Annotated in this window: 16 protein-coding genes; 2 read left to right on the forward strand and 14 right to left on the reverse strand. The window is 46.3% G+C overall.

The window, feature by feature from the left end; translation table 11 throughout:
• Positions 1–45: 45 nt before the first annotated feature.
• From HCZ42_RS13050 to gap, 12 genes are all read right to left on the reverse strand, one after another.
• Positions 46–345: a ribbon-helix-helix domain-containing protein gene (locus HCZ42_RS13050; RefSeq protein WP_167421187.1), complete on the reverse strand. Its 300-nt coding sequence runs from the start codon at positions 343–345 to the stop codon at positions 46–48.
• A gap of 113 nt (positions 346–458) precedes the next feature.
• Positions 459–2,036: an alkaline phosphatase gene (locus HCZ42_RS13055; RefSeq protein ID WP_167421111.1), complete on the reverse strand. Its 1,578-nt coding sequence runs from the start codon at positions 2,034–2,036 to the stop codon at positions 459–461.
• A 159-nt stretch (positions 2,037–2,195) separates the two neighbouring features.
• Positions 2,196–4,088: a BCCT family transporter gene (locus HCZ42_RS13060; protein ID WP_167421112.1), complete on the reverse strand. Its 1,893-nt coding sequence runs from the start codon at positions 4,086–4,088 to the stop codon at positions 2,196–2,198.
• Between the two features lie 108 nt (positions 4,089–4,196).
• Positions 4,197–4,553 carry a hypothetical protein gene (locus HCZ42_RS13065; protein ID WP_167421113.1) on the reverse strand — a complete coding sequence of 119 codons (357 nt, stop codon included), beginning with the start codon at positions 4,551–4,553 and terminating at the stop codon, positions 4,197–4,199.
• 186 nt (positions 4,554–4,739) lie between these two features.
• A complete protein-coding gene (locus tag HCZ42_RS13070; protein ID WP_167421114.1) occupies positions 4,740–5,669 on the reverse strand; it encodes a ChaN family lipoprotein in 930 nt (309 codons plus the stop codon).
• Positions 5,670–5,745: 76 nt separating this feature from the next.
• Positions 5,746–6,564, reverse strand: coding sequence for a 23S rRNA (guanine(745)-N(1))-methyltransferase (gene rlmA, locus HCZ42_RS13075; RefSeq protein WP_167421115.1), 819 nt, complete (start codon positions 6,562–6,564; stop codon positions 5,746–5,748).
• A gap of 154 nt (positions 6,565–6,718) precedes the next feature.
• The gene (locus tag HCZ42_RS13080; RefSeq protein WP_167421116.1) at positions 6,719–8,416 is read right to left on the reverse strand and encodes an NAD-dependent malic enzyme; all 1,698 of its coding nucleotides are present in this window, start codon (positions 8,414–8,416) and stop codon (positions 6,719–6,721) included.
• A 73-nt stretch (positions 8,417–8,489) separates the two neighbouring features.
• Positions 8,490–9,932: an SLC13 family permease gene (locus tag HCZ42_RS13085; protein ID WP_167421117.1), complete on the reverse strand. Its 1,443-nt coding sequence runs from the start codon at positions 9,930–9,932 to the stop codon at positions 8,490–8,492.
• A gap of 222 nt (positions 9,933–10,154) precedes the next feature.
• On the reverse strand, positions 10,155–11,510 hold the full coding sequence (locus HCZ42_RS13090; RefSeq protein ID WP_167421118.1) for a sigma-54-dependent transcriptional regulator: 1,356 nt from the start codon (positions 11,508–11,510) through the stop codon (positions 10,155–10,157).
• The gene (locus HCZ42_RS13095) at positions 11,494–13,248 is read right to left on the reverse strand and encodes a sensor histidine kinase (protein ID WP_167421119.1); all 1,755 of its coding nucleotides are present in this window, start codon (positions 13,246–13,248) and stop codon (positions 11,494–11,496) included. Before HCZ42_RS13095 ends, HCZ42_RS13090 begins: the two co-directional genes overlap by 17 nt.
• Before the next feature lie 225 nt (positions 13,249–13,473).
• Complete coding sequence (locus HCZ42_RS13100; protein ID WP_167421120.1) at positions 13,474–14,355, reverse strand: D-hexose-6-phosphate mutarotase; 882 nt, start codon at positions 14,353–14,355, stop codon at positions 13,474–13,476.
• A gap of 120 nt (positions 14,356–14,475) precedes the next feature.
• A complete protein-coding gene (gap, locus tag HCZ42_RS13105) occupies positions 14,476–15,471 on the reverse strand; it encodes a type I glyceraldehyde-3-phosphate dehydrogenase (protein WP_005380697.1) in 996 nt (331 codons plus the stop codon).
• 336 nt (positions 15,472–15,807) lie between these two features.
• On the opposite strand from gap, the gene msrB reads away from it, so the two are divergent.
• Entirely contained in the window at positions 15,808–16,212 is a 405-nt protein-coding gene (gene msrB / locus HCZ42_RS13110; RefSeq protein WP_167421121.1) for a peptide-methionine (R)-S-oxide reductase MsrB, read from the forward strand.
• Between the two features lie 51 nt (positions 16,213–16,263).
• On the opposite strand, the gene HCZ42_RS13115 is transcribed toward msrB, so the two are convergent.
• Entirely contained in the window at positions 16,264–17,079 is an 816-nt protein-coding gene (locus HCZ42_RS13115; RefSeq protein ID WP_439849000.1) for a DUF2989 domain-containing protein, read from the reverse strand.
• Positions 17,080–17,187: 108 nt separating this feature from the next.
• On the opposite strand from HCZ42_RS13115, the gene HCZ42_RS13120 reads away from it, so the two are divergent.
• Positions 17,188–17,469, forward strand: coding sequence for a YeaC family protein (locus HCZ42_RS13120; protein WP_167421123.1), 282 nt, complete (start codon positions 17,188–17,190; stop codon positions 17,467–17,469).
• Between the two features lie 63 nt (positions 17,470–17,532).
• Here HCZ42_RS13120 and HCZ42_RS13125 read toward each other — a convergent pair whose 3' ends face one another.
• A complete protein-coding gene (locus tag HCZ42_RS13125) occupies positions 17,533–18,027 on the reverse strand; it encodes a YchJ family protein (RefSeq protein WP_167421124.1) in 495 nt (164 codons plus the stop codon).
• Positions 18,028–18,038: the final 11 nt, after the last annotated feature.

Genomic DNA, 18,038 nt, shown 5'->3' on the forward strand with positions numbered 1-18,038 from the left:
GGTACACAGGCAAAGAATGTGGTGGGTAGTACTCTAGTACGACAGTTAACTTGCTAGCTGCTGTTTTGCCGTTTCAATCGTCACATCGGGTTGTCTGGCATAAGTTAAACACGCACAGCGCAGTAGCGATGCGAAGTTATTAACCTCTCCATTGTGCTTTAGAGCTTCTTGATACACAGTGCTGATGAACTTAGGAACCGTCATGCCTTGCGCCGCAGCGATTTCTTCTAGAATGAGCCAAAAGCTCGATTCCAGTTTTACGCTGGTTGCGTGGCCATCAATACGGATTGAACGGGTAATGAACTGGTAGTTTTGTTGGGGTTGTTTCGCAAATATTTCGCACATGGTCGAGATAGGGCTTTTACTCAAAGAACAAATTCTGTTCATTATCGGCCAATGCGTCAAGAGCCGATACGAAATAAAAAAGCGCTCCGGTAGGAGCGCTTTAGAGTAAAGGTTTACTTCACTTGTGCTTTGATGAACTCACCCAGCTCAGAGTGATGCATGATCTTAGAGACTGGCAAGATCTTCTCCGCCGGCCCCCAAGCAAACACGTTTACTGGTGTATGCGTGTGCGTACCGGTACCCCAAACGATGTTTTGTCCAGTTGCTTGTTCACGTGCAATCAAGTTCGTGCGGTCGTTGTATGGGTAGAAAGCGTCAAAGTCGTTAATCGCTGGAACATTTTCTTCTGCCAAGTAGCTGTGTCCTGCCAAACGGTATGGGTTTGGTTTGTTTTTCAGGATGTTCGCTGCTTGAGCTTTCGTGATTGGGAATTCGCTGTTTTTGTTAATGATTTCAGCAAGTTTTTCAGGTGTTCTGTTTGACTCTTCCAACTCGTCAAACTGCTTAAGCATGCCGTAGTAGCTGACTTTTTGATTGTACAGTCCTGACAGGATATCGAATGAACCAAAGTTGAAGTTCGGCGCGTAGTCGCGATCCTTAAATGCTTCACCTGAACGCTTTTCTGCTTTTGGCAGATTGCTAGATGAGTAGCTAAAGCCAAATGAGCCAGTTTCGTGGTCGGCAGTAACAATGATCAGTGTATCGTCGCGGTCTTTTGCCCACTCGTAAACACTGTTGACCGCTTCGTCGAATTTGATCATTTCGTGCAGCATAGTGCCAGCATCGTTGCTGTGTCCTGCCCAGTCAATCTGACCGCCTTCAACCATCAAGAAAAAGCCATCTTTGTCTTTCGCTAACGTGTTGATCGCTTTTTCAGTCATCTCTTTTAGCGATGGTTGGCTACGCTTAGGGTCTTGCTTGCTGTTGGTGTAAGCGATGCCGTCGTCCATACCTGAGTATGAGAATAGGCCCAGGATCTTGTCACCGTTTGCTTTATCCAGCATTGAGCGGTTGAACGCCAGTTGGTAGCCGTCTTCTTGAGCTTCGGTAAGTAGGTTGCGGTCGTCTTTACGTTTTGACTTTAAGTACACGTCGCCTTGAGTCAGTTTCTCAAGCTGAGCGTAAGTGTCGCCTTTGTCGTTCGTCGACTTAGGAATCCAGTGACGAAGACCACCAGACAACATCACATCCACACCTGTTTGCAACATATCAGATGCGATGTCGTTTTCTAGCGAACGGTGCGGTTGGTGCGCGGCGAACGCGGCTGGCGTTGCATGTGTTAAGCGGGTATCTGATACCAGTCCGGTTGCTTTACCTAAGCGTTTTGCTTGCTCTAAAACGGTCTCAACGTGATTACCTTGTGAGTCGATACCAATCACTTCTGACGCGGTGTAGATACCTGCCGCCAGCATCGTTGCTGAACAAGCAGAGTCAACCACAATCGCTTCTTCAGGGTGCGTTAGAGAAGAGCCGAGCACACCTTCTTTTGCTAGGGTATACAGCGCGGTATGTTTGCCTTTGTAGATAGAGTCTGGTGCTTGATTCGCGTAAGTTTCCAGTAGGCCAACTTGTTGTGGTCCCATGCCATCGCCAATCATTAAAATAACGTTTTTGATTTCAGTTGCTACGACGTTAAAAGAAAGAGTAGAAGTTGCCAGTACAGCCATAGCGGTTTTTGATAAATGCTTCATCGATTAATCCTTGTATTGCGAGCAGGTGGATTTAATCATTGAAAAACTTAACTTTTGTGTCGCTTGTATGACGTTTCTGTTGCAGGCGAGAATTAAAAAGCTCACCAATCGGTGAGCTTTGAATTAGTCTAGGAGAGTGGAGCAAGGCTAAAGAGACGATTAACTTGCGTTTGTACTGACAAGTACTTGATTGAACTCGATTCGCGCCGCTTGCGTTTGCTCTGAAGCTTTGATTTTCGCTTCCTGAGCTTTACTTACCGCTTCTAAACCAGCGTTCAGTTCGTCCTGAAGCTCTTGCGGGAGCTTGTGATCAGCAATGTTCTCATCTGAACTGTTTTCCAGCACAAACGCACGAATTCGTTTTTTAATCTCCAATACGTTGGCTAACGATTCGCGTTCGGCTTCTGCGGCAGCTTGGGCAATGTCTCGGTTTTTTTCGAATTTCGCGAGCGCTATACCTTCTGAGGACCATGGGTCAACATCAGGTAATTCTTCGATATTAATCGTCGGTTCGACATAATCTTCTTGATGACGGAGATCGAGCGTTGTAGCGCGGACCGCCGACACAATCAACATCACGGAGATGCCTAACAAAGGAAGACCACCGACGATTGCCGCTGTTTGTAAGGTGCTCAAACCACCCAAAAACATCAGAACCGTTGGTAAGAAGGACAACGCAAAAGCCCAGAACATACGGTTCCAGCGCATTGGCTCCTCTGTCACGTTGTTTTGTACCACTGAGGCCAAAATATATGAGATGGAGTCAAATGTGGTCGCGGTAAAAATCACACACAAGATAGTAAAAACCGCGATAACTAATGTGCTAAGCGGTAGCGTGTCTAGCATCGAGAAAATGGCCTTAGTCGCGCCTTCAGAATTTAGGATTTGTACCACATCCAGATCGCCAGAAAGTTGCAAAGATAGGCCGTAGTTTCCCAATATCATAAAGAACAGGAAGCAGCCTAAAGAACCGAAGAAAATTGAGCCGGAAACCATTTGTTTGATGGTTCTGCCTCGTGAGATACGAGCGACAAACAACCCCATACTTGGGGCGAACACCAACCACCACGCCCAGTAGAAAATCGTCCAATCCTGAGGGAAATGGGTGTCGTCAAAAGAACCATAGCCACCAAATGGCTCTGCCCAAGTCGCCATGACAAAAAAGTTGGACAGCATACGACCGATAGAGTCTAGACCTGTTTCGAGCATAAAAATCGTCGGTCCGACAGCGAGCACGAACATAAGTAAACCCATCGCTCCCCAGAAGTTAATGTTACTCAGAATCTTGATGCCTTTTTCCATACCCGCATAAGATGAGTAAGCAAAGATCGCAGTACAAAGCAGCAAAATCGCGATCTGGCTGAGTGTACTTTGTTCGATACCAAATAAGAAGTAAAGCCCTTCGCCGATCAGAGGTGCGGCAAGGCCTAGTGTTGTCGCGGCGCCTCCAAGTAAGCCAAAAATAAACAGAATATCGACGATTTTGCCGAAGGTACCCTTAGTTCTTTCTTCGCCAATGACTGGCATTAAAGCGCTGGAAACCTTGAGCACCGGCTGTTTTCTTACGTAGAAAAAGTAGGCGATAGGAATCGCTGGAATCAGATAAATGGCCCACGCGATTGGCCCCCAGTGGAATATTCCGTAAGTAGCAGCCCAACGAACGGCTTCTTCGCTACCTGGTTCTAGTTGGAAAGGGGGAGATTGATAGTAGTAGGCCCATTCGATGCAGCCCCAATAAAGAATACTGGCACCAATGCCGCCACAAAACAGCATGGCAGCCCAAGACGATGTAGCAAATTCAGGCTTTTCGTTGGCGTCACCTAACTTGATTTGGCCCATGTCGCTAAAGACCACATAAATCATGAAAAAGAACGCCCCTAAGCCGAGTGCTAAGTAGAGAAAGCCTAGCTTATCGGTCATGAACGTCTTGGCCAGCGCGATCCAGTTTGCCCCTTGTTGAGGAAACAGGATGAGGGGAATGACTATCGTCAATAGCAGAGTAATTGCGCCCAAAAACGTCGGTTTATCAATGAGCGAAAAAGATTTTTTCACAGAAAAAGTCCATAATCTTTAAAGGTCTGCAAATTATGGACCTGAGGTAATTACGCTCCAAATTAGATAATTTATCGTCAAGACAAAGAGTTTTCGCTGAAAGTTAGTTTAGACGATAGCGAGAAGAATGCCGCCAATGGTTGCCGCAGCGGACAAGTATTGCCCCGCCGAGTAAGACGTATCATCTTCTTCTTTTATTTTATCTGGATGGTCCATACCCAATGCACCGTGGGCGAAAGATTCAACTTGGTCACCGACCGTTTTGTCGTGCTTATCGGAAATCTTTGAGTCTTTCTCAATTTCCTGCAACGCAGCCAACAGCGCTTTGCCTTCATCAGACAAGGTGACTTTATTGTGTTCTATTTTCAGCGGTGCGGATGACGGACTGCTTTGTACATCCTGAGATTGAGCCTTAACCTGTCGGGTTGGCGACAGCGTGGCTGGCTCCTTGCCTACTGGTATCATTCTGCACTCCTTCTACTGTCCTAGACAATTTATCGGCCAAAACTTACAAAACTTGGGTAAAAAATGCGTTATATGAGCAATTTTTATCCAAGCACAATCCGTGCCGTTTTTAGAAGGTGATGCCAGTTATTAATAAAAGAGTCAGCGGCTGTTGGCGTACTGACTCTTTTGCTGAGGGGGAATGGATTAGCGGCAGGTTAACTCTTCGTTTCGTTTACCCAAGTTGCGGTACGCTTCCATTTTGTTTTCTACTTGCACGTATCGCACTGGTGGGTCAAGAACGAGTAAGCGGTAATCTTGGCCGAGGTCTTCGCTTAAGCTAGCCGATGGGGTGATCACCACCACCTTAAGGTTGGGGTTGCGTTTAAGGATAGATGCTTTGGTTCCAAGCCCTTGCTCGACGTGAAATTTACCCGCGACATGAACCACTTTGTGCCCCGGATTGTCTTCGAGATAATTGACGATGCTTTCTGCCATGGTTTCATCCCAAGTCACCTGAGCGGCAAACTGCTTCTCGGTCTGCTCCGGCTTTCCATGATGCATCGAGACCATAAATTTATCTTTATACGCGGAAGGCGAGGTATCGATATCTTCGGCCAACTGAGAGCGCTCTTTGCGCGTGAGTTTATTGAGGTAATTCAATCCTTGTTGACCGATACAACGCACAATCGGCTTTGGCGCGTTCGCCGCGATGATGTCCATGTCTTTGGCTTTGGCGAACTCAACCAATGGACGGTAATCGCTGGTGTAGTTTGGCCATGCGTTGCCGTTTTTAATCAACATTTGTTCACCAATTTTACCCGCTAGGTACTCGTTAACGACAGACTGTTTGTCGCGTGCGAACTGTTCCATTGACAATGCAATCGCATCGTTAGATTGGCTGAGTGACTTCAATAAATCAGCTTGGAAACGATGAATACCGGAGTGGGTATGCCATTCACCGATCAGGATGACATCGGCAGAACGGATGCTGGCTGGTAGCTTTTGAACGCTAATAGCACTCGCTTGAGGTGAATAGAGTTGGTAATCGTAAAAGGTACTGACGGACTGTTTGGGCGTCGCGGAACAACCGGCAAGAATCATCGAAGCGATTGATGTAGTGAGAATATGACGCATTGAAAGCCTCCATAAAATAGTCGGAGTATATTAATAGAGGCTTACTGCTTACTCAATATTAATGAGAACTATTCTCTTATATCTTGCGGTAAACTCTCAACATAAAGTCGGCTTCACATTTGAACAGTGCTGAATTGGTCAATTCTTCACGCAGGCTGTCAGACGCTTTCCACGCGAATGGTGTCATCTGCAATAGGTCAAATGCATCACCATCCGCTAGTTCCATTATGTAGGATAGTTTTTCTTGGTGTTCAAGAACAAAGCCATTTATTTGCTCTGGATCTTCATTGTGCAGGCGCACTTCTTGATAAATACGCTCACGCAGCTGATACAAATGGCGACCCGCTGGTGTGACTGTAATGACAACACCGTTATCATTAATTACGCGTGTCAGCTCTTCTGCTTTACACGGTGCGTAAATGCGCAGGATTCCGTCTAAGCTACTGTCGGCAAAAGGTAAGCGATGGCTAGACGCGACACTGAACTGGCAATTTGGATAACGCTTAGCCGCGTAGCGAATCGCCACTTTGGAGATATCGAGACCAAAAGTCTGCGCTTCTGAATGTTGCTCGGCTAACTGCTCCGCCACTTTGGTGGTGTAGTAGCCTTCACCACAACCGATATCGAGCAATTGGTGTTGCGTTCCTTGTAGGTACTGAGCGCACAATTCAGCAACACGCAATTTCATTGGCTGGTAGTAATCTTTCTCTAGGAATCGACGTCGCGCCTGCATCATCTCTGTGTTGTCACCTGGATCTTTCGAGCGCTTGTGGTGCGCTGGCATCAGGTTTACGTAACCTTCTTTTGCTAGATCGAAACTGTGGTTGTTTTCACAGCGATAAGTACGGTCGGCAAAAGCAAGAGGTTGATGACAAAGAGGGCAGGTATAGGACATAACAAGCTCAGTTAGTGATTGTGTGGACGGCGCTAAGAGTACAGAGGATTCGGTCGAGTTTCTAGCGTTGTGTGACGAGTTAACTCAGATATCGCTGGTTTAGAACGGTAGAGGGCAGTTTGAGGTCAACAAAAGCCACCGAAGTGGCTGAGGATTAAAAAGAGGTGCGTCGATACTGACGGTATTCGGGGTGCCAAAATGTCGCCTCAATTTTCGCTTGGAGTGCGTCGTCAGGAACTGGCAATGCTAACTTTTCCTCGATCGCTTGTTTCGCAACGGCAAAGGCAATCTGTTTGCTGATTTGTTGGATATCTTTAAGTGCGGGCAGAATCGCGCCGTTTGAACGTGTCGCTTGCTCTGCACTCTCCGCTAAGGCTTTACTCGCCGCCATCAACATCGGTTCGCTAATTCGTTCGGCCTGTACGGCGACCACCCCCAACCCGACACCAGGGAAGATATAGCTGTTGTTACACTGTGAAATCTCACGCGTTTGCAGATTTCCTTGCGCGTCGGTAAATTGCACTGGCTCAAAAGGGCTGCCTGTCGCCACAATTGCCTGACCTTGACTCCACTGCAAGATATCTTTCGGTGTTGCTTCCACTCGTGACGTTGGGTTGGAAAGCGGCAGCACAATCGGCTGACTAGTGTTCGCACTGAGCGATTGGATAACGTTTTGGCTGAATAGCCCCGGTTGACCACTCACACCGATTAAGACGGTAGCTTTGCTCTGTTTGACGACATTCTCTAAGTCTAATTCATTGGAGTTTTGCCATGAGTCTAAGTCGGTTTTGCAGTGCGCCAGTGGCTTTTGGAAGTCTGTTAAATTCGTCATGTCATCGGTCAAAAGCCCGTCACGGTCAATCATGAAAACCTGTTGCTTTGCTTGCTGATCGCTTAAGCCTTCATGACACATTTGGCTGATGATTTGCTTGGCAATACCACATCCAGCCGATCCCGCTCCGACAAAAACGATGCGTTGCTGAGAGAGTTGTTCTCCTTTCTGACGACAGGCGGCGAGCAGAGTGCCGACAGAGACGGCTGCCGTACCTTGAATATCATCGTTAAAACAGCATAACAGGTCGCGATAACGCTCTAATAGTGGCGTGGCATTCGCTTGGGCGAAGTCTTCAAACTGCAATAAAACATTTGGCCAGCGGCGTTTCACCGCGTCGATGAATGCTTCGAGAAATTCGTCGTATTCTTGCCCTGAAATGCGAGGATGACGCCAACCCATGTACATCGGGTCGGACAACAGGTCGCTGTTGTTAGTACCAACATCCAATACGATTGGCAGGCAGTGGGCTGGGCTGATGCCTCCACAAGAGGTATAGAGTGCGAGCTTACCAATTGGAATGCCCATACCGCCGATGCCTTGATCACCGAGACCGAGGATACGTTCGCCGTCAGTGACGACAATCACTTTAACATTACGCTTGGTCGCGTTTTGCAGCATATCGTCGATAAGTTCACGCTCAGGATAAGAAATCAATAATCCACGCTTACGGCGATAAATTTTAGAGAACTGTTCGCATGCTTCGCCAACGGTTGGGGTGTAGATCAACGGCATGACTTCTTCGAGGTGGTGGTTGATCAAATGGTGGAACAAGGTTTCGTTGGTATCTTGAATGTTGCGCAGGTAGATATGTTTGTCCAAATCCGATTGAAACGCACACAGTTGTTGATATGCGCGAGCGGATTGGGAATCAATGGTTTCAATCGTGTGTGGCAACAAGCCTGTAAGATTGAACTCTTGGCGTTCTTGTTGAGAGAACGCGCTGCCTTTGTTGAGCAGCGGCGTTTCGAGTAACGCAGGTCCGGCAAAAGGAATATATAAAGGGCGTTTGTATGTCATAGTTCGTCTGTCATTGGTTTTAGAACGGTGCTTAGCGCAAAACTAAGCACCGTGAATGATTAGAGTCGGACGTTTATAGACCAAACACTAGTGGAAGTAGCGTGATGCTGACGATGGTGATAAGCGCAATCGCAACGATATTGAGCAGAAAACCTGCACGGATCATGTCACTCATTTTCAGCTGACCAGAGCCAAATACGATCGCATTCGGCGGTGTTGCGACAGGCATCATAAAGGCACAACTCGCCGCTATGGCCGCAGGAATTACCCATACCATTGGCGTCCCCGTGATTGACTCGGCGACAGGACCAAGCAGAGGTAAGAAACCGGCTGCAGTCGCGGTGTTACTGGTGATTTCGGTAAGGAAGGTAATCAGCGCCGTAACCACTAAGATACCCATAACCAGTGAGATGGTATCTGCGCCTTGAATCTGTAGTGCGATGTACTCTGCCAAACCAGATGATTTGATTTTCGCGGCTAATGCTAAACCGCCACCAAATAGGATCAGAATTCCCCAAGGTACGTTTTTCGCACTTTCCCAGTCTAGAACCCTTTGATTGCTGCCAGACTTCACCGGTAGGGCAAACAGTAAGATCGCAGCTGCCATAGCAATGCCAGTATCAGATAGGCCGATGCCCGTGGCTTTCGCAATATAAGGACGGAAGATCCAACCCAGAGCGGCAAAGGCGAAGATGAAAAGCACTTTCTTCTCACCGGCAGACATTGCGCCCAGTTTGTCGAGTTGCTCGCGGAATACTGATTTAGAGCTCACTTCGCCCGCTTGGTCGACTTTGTAGCTGATTTTGGTTAGCCATACCCAAGTAAATAGCAGCATGATAATCGAAAGTGGTAAGCCCATTTTCATCCACTGACCGAAGCCAATTTCAATTCCGTAGCTATCAGATAAGTAAGCCGCCATCAGCGCGTTTGGTGGTGTACCGATCAAGGTAGCGATACCACCGATACTCGCACCGTAAGCGATAGAAAGTAGCATCGCTTTGCCGAATTTTTCGTTGCTTGGATCGCGGTCGGTAACGATTTTGATCACTGATAATGCGATAGGTAGCATCATGACGGCGGTTGCGGTGTTTGACATCCACATCGAAAGGAATGCAGTGACCAGCATGATTCCAAGCACTTGTATGCTTGGCTTATTGCCGGCAAACAACATTGTTTTGAGTGCGATACGGCGGTGCAGATTCCAACGCTCCATCGCGATTGAAATCAGGAAACCTCCGAGGAATAGGAAAATTAAAGGGTGCGCATACGGTGCTGCGACTTGTTTGATGTTGGCGATACCTGCCACAGGGACCACAAAAAGCGGTAGCAATGATGCCGCTGGAATCGGTACGGCTTCAGAAATCCACCAACTTGCCATCCAAAAAGCCAATCCGGCGGTGCGCCAAGCTTCTACGCTTAGCCCCGCTACCGGAGGGTCAACCAGTAAGGTTGTGAGCATGACCAAAGGGCCCAAGCACAACATTATCCATGGTGTTTTTTTATTATTTTCACTCATTCTTTCATCCTTTGTAACCACCAAAATCGAACTTGGTGGGAAGTTCTTGATAGGCTGCTGCTTCCCAGCAGAGTCCTATAAGTGCAAAAGTGTTGCCAGAATGTGAAGATGAAATTAAATCAAATTAAAACAGTTACTTATATTGATGTGGGTTGTTGTAACTCGAATAATTGTGCGGATTCCCACACAGAATTTACTTGATGAGTGTCACCATATCCACACTCATGAGTTAATGAATTTGCTACGTTCGATGCCGTATTTGGCAACCTTGTCGTAAAAGGTTTTTCTTGGCAGCTTTAATAGGGCGATGGCTTCTTTCACTGAGCCAGATGTTTGGCTGAGCGCTTCTTCAATCAACGCACATTCGTAGAAAGCGACCTTCTCATGCAATGAAAGATCATCACTTGGTATCGTGAGATTGCTGTTCTGTTGAAGTTCAACGGGCAAGCCAAGTAGTACCTGTCGCTCTGCAACATTGCGTAGCTCTCGGACATTTCCCGGCCAGTCATAGCGCATCAGTTGGTCTAGCTCTTCACTGCTAATGGCGCGCAGTGGTTTGTGGAAACGCCCAGCGGCAATGGAACTGAAATGGCGAAACAGCAACGGGATATCGGCTTTTCGTGCGCGAAGTGGTGGAATGTGCACCGTGACAAGGTTTAAGCGGTAGTATAAATCCGAGCGGAATAGGCCTTGTTCGGCGACTGCCAATAGGTCGACTTTGGTCGCGGCGACGAAACGGATATTGAGCGGAATGGCTTTGTTGCTACCGACAGGGGTAACTTTGCGCTCTTCTATCACGCGCAGCAGTTTTACCTGCATCGCGAGTGGCATGCTTTCTATCTCATCCAAGAACACGGTGCCGCCTTGAGCAAACTCTAGCTTACCTATGCGGTTTTCATTCGCGCCGGTAAATGCGCCTTTTCGGCTACCAAACAATTCACTTTCGATTAGGTTTTCAGGCAGTGCGCCGCAGTTAATCGCGACAAAGTTGGCTTGCGCTCGGTGACTGCGCTCATGCAAATAACGTGCGACCATTTCTTTACCAGCGCCAGTTTCTCCGTGAATTAACACGTCTGCAGGCGTATCGACAACCGCATTGAGCAAGCCCATCATTTTCTTCATCTCAGGGGTGTCACCGAGAATTTGTGGGCCAGACTTCGCGGCTTTTAAGTAGGTTTTCAGACGGCGGTTTTCAAGAATGAGCGTACGCTTTTCTACTGCTCGGCTCACACAGTCCAAAAGCTGTTCGTTTACGGGTTTTTCGAAGAAGTCATACGCGCCATCTCTAAGCGCGGTAACGGCGAGTTGCACGTCTGCGTATCCGGTCAACATGATCACCGGGATATCGGCATCAATGGTTTGAATCGCACGCAGGACGTCTACGCCGTGCATACGTGCCATATTGAGGTCTGAAATCACAATGCCATGAAACTCGTCGTTAAGGACTGCCAAAGCGTCTTCGCCATTCTCAAATGCCTCGGTTTGGTATCCTTCAATACCCAAAAGCTGTGAGAGCGAGTCTCGAATAATTTGCTCGTCATCGATGATGATGACTTTGGCTTTAGTTGTGGTCTGCATGTGGTTTTCTTTTTAACCTCAATGTGAATTTTGCGCCTTGGTGAGCATCGTTATTGGCAGCCAACAGTTCTCCACCAAAAGACTGGATAATACTACGTGATATCGCCAATCCTAGGCCTAAACCATTATCTGATTTGGTCGAATAGAAAGGTTCAAAAATCGACTCGATGGCGTGTAAATCAAGTCCGGTACCAGTATCTGAGATAGTGATGAGCTCCAACTCGCCGTCTTGTTCGAAGCGAATAGAGATATACCTTCTATTGCATTCTTGCATCGCTTCAACAGCATTAGATAGCAGATTGACCAGCACTTGTTCGAGCTTAAGTGGATCGCCCCAAATTAACACACTGTGTGGTTCTGCTTCTAAGATCACACCACTGCTATTGATCTTTGGTCCAACCACAATCAATGCGTTGTTCAAACAGCTTTGCCATTGGCACCAATCCAGACGATGCTCGCTAGGGCGGCTAAATTGCTTGAGCTGTGAAACAGTTTTGTGTACTCGGGCAATCAACGACTCGATGTTCACCATGTTTTGTTGCGCTTCATCCAGCATACCTTTCGCTAGCATTCTTTTGCTTGCGACTAAGTAGGTACTCATAGCGCTCAGCGGTTGATTGATCTCATGGTTGACGCTCGCCGACAGCTGGCCAATTGTCGCCAGTTTGGCCGATTGAACCAGTGCTTGGTGCGCACTCTCAAGTTGCTGAGTTCGCTGAACGACTTCGCTTTCTAACGCGTTGCGGGTAAAGATCAACTGTCGATAGCCTGCGACTCGGCGAAACACAAACACCATAACGGTGACCAATAAGGTGTATGCCAGGCTGGATAAAATAAGTGAAACCTGTACTTTGTCCCGCGCTTCGCTCACCGGTAGCAACATAACGAAATCTAGGTCGAGCAATGGCAGTTTGGCTTTGCCATAGACATATTGTTCGTGGCGCTGAGAGCTTGATTCGATTTGCCAAACCGACTTATCGAGATAGGGTGTCGAAGTGATAGCGTTGCTAAGTCGTTGTTGCTGAAGATCTAAGTAACGGTGGGTAGCCTGAATTTCTGACCAAGTGTAGTAATCACTTTCACGGAGTTGTTTCAGTCGCCAATAGGGGTGATTAGAAATGAAGACGACTTCGTCTTTGCCGTACACCATAAATTTGGCGCTATTTGAGCCAGCAAGCCACTCTGTGTCTTGCTCAAATTTGTCGATATCGACTTTAACCGCGATGACGCCGATGATCTCGTTGTCGGCATAAATAGGGGCTGAGAAGAAGATACCTCGCTCACCCGAGCGCAACCCTAACGCGTAATCTGTCCAACGATTGCCTTGCATCGCTTGGTAAAAGTAGGGGCGGAATGCGTAGTTTGAACCGATATAACTTTTGGCCGACTGGAAATTGCTGGATGCAATCACATCTCCGTGAGTATCGAGGACGTAAACATCACTCGCGCCACTGGTCTTTTGAATATCCAACAGGATTTTGCTTAACGCGTAAGTCTGCGTTTCTTGTTTGAGTACCTGACGTATTTGGTAATGGCTGGTGAGCAGGTCCGGAATGTGTTGGTAACGTTCGAGCTGTTTATTGAAATATTGGCTAACGTTGACTGCTTCGCTTGACACTTGTTGGTCTAAACGTTGGAACCAATAACGCTGAGTAACTAGAGCTGTCAGGATGAAGACAAACAGCAAGCCTGCGATAAAAAGGGTAACAAAGCTATACAGCTTTTTCGACTTAGACATGCTTTCAAATCCATCTGACTCAGTGACAACACCTTCCTTAATTCACCATTCTGGGACCTATATTGATTGGTTTGTCAGGAATGGCGAGGTGAAAATATAACAGATGATTATAAACGAAAGATAGGCGTATATTGTTACGGCATAAGAATGGCTGTTGTGACGTCAGTAACCTCAACAAGAAGTTGATAGGGCAAGCGGGTTGCCTGCCCAATGTGTCGCTTGAACTTAGGCAGAGATAATGGTCTCTAGTTGGTAAGTCTCTCCAGGTTGCAGAGTCTTACCTTGTTCAATGGATGGCGCGTGGAGTGTTGATTCAACACATAGGAAGGTTTCAAAGCCGTTGTCTGGCATGTCGCCCATCGATTGTGCGCCTTCAAGCCAAGGGTTCCATAATACTGCGCAGTTATGACCGTGGTTGGTTACGGTGAGCGTGCGTTTTAGTACTGGGTCTTGGATGAGGATATCTGATTCTGGCTGAGTGTAGACACGGTCGATAGTATTGCTTAGGACTAACTCTTGGCCGCCTTGAATCACTTCATCGTTTTGCAGACTATCGATGTACTCTGGGCCCATACCAGTGACTTTCGCTTGTTTGATATCACCTACATTTAAGTATGTGTGCAGTGCGCCAGAGAATATCCACGGTTGCTGATCGATGTTGTCAACTTTTAGCGAAACTTTCAGCTGCTCAGTCACTTCGACAGTCAAACGTACACTGAATAGGTATGGCCAAACCTTTAGGCTCTCTTCACTGGAGTCCAGACCGAGCTCAACAATAACACCGTTATCATTCTCTCTATGTTCGATCAGTTGCCATGTTGAGTTGCGAGCAAAACCATGAGCAGGTGCGGCAATGCGGCCAAACCAAGGCCAGCATACAGGGATGCCACCACGAAGTGCTGCTTTGCCGTCAAAAATGGTGGTATCGCTCATCCAAATAAGGTCTTCTTGACCTGCTGGTTGAAATGAAACTACATGACCACCGTGCAACGCGATACCTGCGCTGGCTTTGTCGTGTATGACACGTACAATTTTAACGGCGTCTTTTTCTACAATAGTCACACAGTCTGAGAGGGCAGAGACTACTGGAAGTGATCGTAAATCCATATTTATCGTTCCTGATGTGTAGATGCTTTAGTCGCATTATTACAGTATTCAAGATACAAAAAAGGCGACTATATTAGCCGCCTTTTTTCAACTCAGTTAAGAGCTAATCACTGTTTCTAATTACTTAGAGATGTGTGCGATTAGGTCTAGAACTTTGTTTGAGTAACCGATTTCGTTGTCGTACCAAGATACAACTTTAACGAATTTGTCAGTTAGAGCGATACCAGCTTTAGCATCGAATACTGAAGTGCAAACTTCGCCGATGAAGTCTTGAGATACAACTGCATCTTCAGTGTAGCCTAGAACGCCTTTTAGTTCGCCTTCAGAAGCTTCTTTCATCGCTTTACAGATGTCTTCGTAAGAAGCACCGTTAACTAGGTTAACAGTTAGGTCAACTACAGAAACGTTAGCAGTTGGTACGCGGAAAGCCATACCAGTTAGTTTGCCGTTTACTTCTGGAAGTACAACGCCTACTGCTTTAGCAGCACCAGTTGAAGATGGGATGATGTTTTGAGAAGCACCACGACCACCGCGCCAGTCTTTAGCAGAAGGACCATCTACAGTTTTTTGAGTTGCTGTAGTTGCGTGAACTGTAGTCATAAGACCAGATTCGATACCGAACTTGTCGTTAAGAACTTTAGCGATAGGCGCTAGACAGTTAGTAGTACAAGAAGCGTTAGAAACGATGTCTTGACCAGCGTAAGTGTCGAAGTTTACGCCGTTAACGAACATTGGAGTCGCGTCTTTAGAAGGACCAGTTAGTACAACTTTTTTCGCGCCTGCAGTAATGTGCTTACGTGCAGTTTCGTCAGTTAGGAAAAGACCAGTTGCTTCAGCTACAACGTCAACACCGATTTCGTCCCATTTTAGGTCTTCAGGGTTGCGCTCTGCAGTAACACGTACAGTTTTACCGTTAACGATTAGGTTACCGCCTTCAACTTCAACAGTACCGTTGAAACGGCCGTGAGTTGAGTCATACTTAAGCATGTATGCCATGTAATCTACATCGATAAGGTCGTTGATACCTACTACTTCGATGTCGTTGCGCTCTTGCGCTGCACGGAATACGAAACGACCGATACGGCCAAAACCGTTAATACCTACTTTGATAGTCATTATAGTTGCTCCACAACTTAATTTCTGATTAAAGATAACTGGTAGTAAAATTACAGAATCCAGTCAAAATCTGCAACCGATAATCGGACTTAACTTGTTTAAAGTCAAAAAAAAGCGTCGCTTTTTTTCACAATTCGCCATATATGGTCATATTTTGAACGGATTACTGGTTTTTTCCCTAACCAGTTGACGTAATATTGTTTCGGATGTTTAAAGCTGTGCTGAAAGTTTAACCATCTCTTTATGGTGTCAAAGTATGTGCCACAAAGGTTATTGTTAGCAAGTTTTTCACAAAAAAAGTCAAAATTAAAAATAATAAAATGGAGGAAATTAGTCGTGAGTCAGAAGAGAGAAAAGCTAGTTAAGCCTGATGAATACTGGCGTGAGTCGCTCTCCGAAGAAGAGTATAGAGTATGTAGACAACAAGGAACTGAGGCTCCGTTTAGCGGTAAGTTGTTACATAATAAGGAGACAGGGGTATATTCATGCACCTGTTGTAATAGCCCATTATTTTATTCAGACAACAAATATGACTCGGGATGCGGATGGCCTAGTTTTGATGCCCCTATTAATGATCAGGCTATTCGCTATTTGGAAGATCTAAGTCACGGAATGGTGAGAACTGAAATACGATGTTCAGTATGCGACAGCCATCTAGGTCACGTTTTTCCCGATGGTCCTAAGACTACCGGTGAACGTTTTTGTGTAAACTCAGTGTCGTTAATTTTCAACAATTCATAAAAAAGCGGTGAAGATCTCACCGCTGTTTGTTTCATCCTTTCAATTGAAATATCAATATTTGGGAACTAGTTCCTGACTAAAGGTGCCATTTTTGATGGCACCGATAATCTTGTCGGCATTGCCTTCCAACTGTTGATATTTTTTCTCATCAAAGCCGTATAGTAGTTGTAGTTCGCTTTCTGATGCGATTGGTACTCCATATTCTTTCGCCACCATTGCCCAGATGTATGCTTCTTCTTTTCTTTTAAGTTGGTAGGTTGTGCTGGCTAAAGATTTGAGTACTTCGTTGTTCACTTTATTGTTCTTAGTGAGCTCAAGGGAACGAATCAGCAGGTCATGCGTTTTTACTTTGTCACGACTGGTGTAGAAAGTGGCGAGATAATATTGCATTTCTGCCGTCTCGAGGACAGATTTGCCCTCCAGTTGTAAGAAGCTGCGTTTGGCTTCTTCGTTCCCGGTACGGCTCCAAAGGAAATATAGTGCTTCTGGTGACTTGGACTTGATCAAATTACTGATGATCTTTTCCATGTCTTCAGTGGCAAACAGCATCGAGTGAACGCGTCGTTCTTTTAATTCTGTTTGGTCGATAGCTTGGATCTGTGCCGCAAGCTCTAGACATTTCTTGTATTTGCCTAATAGGTCATATTCTTTGATTTGGTTCTTAGGTGATGGGTTCTTTAAGGCGTCAAAGCGATGCCAAACCAAATCAGTTCTAGGTACGCGGCATTGGCCATCGTCCATATTCAAACGTTCACACTGCAAAGCAGGAGTATCGTTGCACAACTGCTCCGTGTTCTTGCGACTTTCAAAACAGCCAGTCAATGCAATGCAGAGTACGCTTACCGTAAGCGCGTGTGTTTTATTCATCTTCATAAGGTGGCTTGTGATCCGTTAGACTTATTTCTTTATCGGTCCTTGACTACTTATTAGGGGCGGTTATGTTCTTTGTCGTTCAATTCAATTAAAGGATACACCATGGACGCAAAGCAGTTAATTGATGCCATCACACCTGAAGCTTATGAGCGTCTACTTTTTGCTGTTGAAACAGGAAAGTGGCCTGAGGGTACCCCATTAACTCAAGAGCAGCGCGATTCTTGTATGCAAGCTGTGATGCTATACCAATCAAAGCATAATAAAGATGCACAGCATATGACGGTTGCTCAAGGCGGTGAGATTAGCTTCAAATCTAAAGCTGAACTCAAAAAGCAGTTTAACTCTGCTGAAGAAGACATCGTTCGAGTCAACCCAAATCATTAAGAACTATAGATGGTTCTAAAAAAGAAAGGCAGAGTAAACTCTGCCTTTTTCAATTTCTGCGGGTTAACCACAACATTTTTTAAATTTTTTGCCGCTACCACAAATACATGGGTCATTTCGGCCAACTTTGAGGTTCTTAATTGGCTGCGATAGGCGCGTATCTTGCGCCTCTTCAGGGAAAGTGCCGTCAATGTAGTACCACTGTCGGCCTTCTTTAACGAAGCGCGAGCGTTCTTGTAGGCAAAACTCTTCGCCGTCTTGCTTGAAGTAGGCTTTAAACGTCACAAAGCCTTCATTATCCTTAGCACCGCTCTCACTCGATAACACTTCTAACTTGCACCACTCACTGTCGATAGATTCTGCAATCTCGGTGCGTTGAGATTCCGCTTCGCAGCTTGGGTGATAAGTCTCCACCACAAAATCGGCCAGCTTTTTGACATGAGCAGAGTAACGCGCACGCATCAGTTGTTCCGGCACGGTTGCTAAAGTTGGATCTTGGTGGATAGATTCGCAGCAGTCTGTATAAGACTGCCGACTGCCGCACGGGCATAACGACATAATGAAACTCC

Source organism: Vibrio hepatarius (genome assembly GCF_011806575.1).
Classification (GTDB): Bacteria; Pseudomonadota; Gammaproteobacteria; order Enterobacterales; family Vibrionaceae; genus Vibrio; species Vibrio hepatarius_A.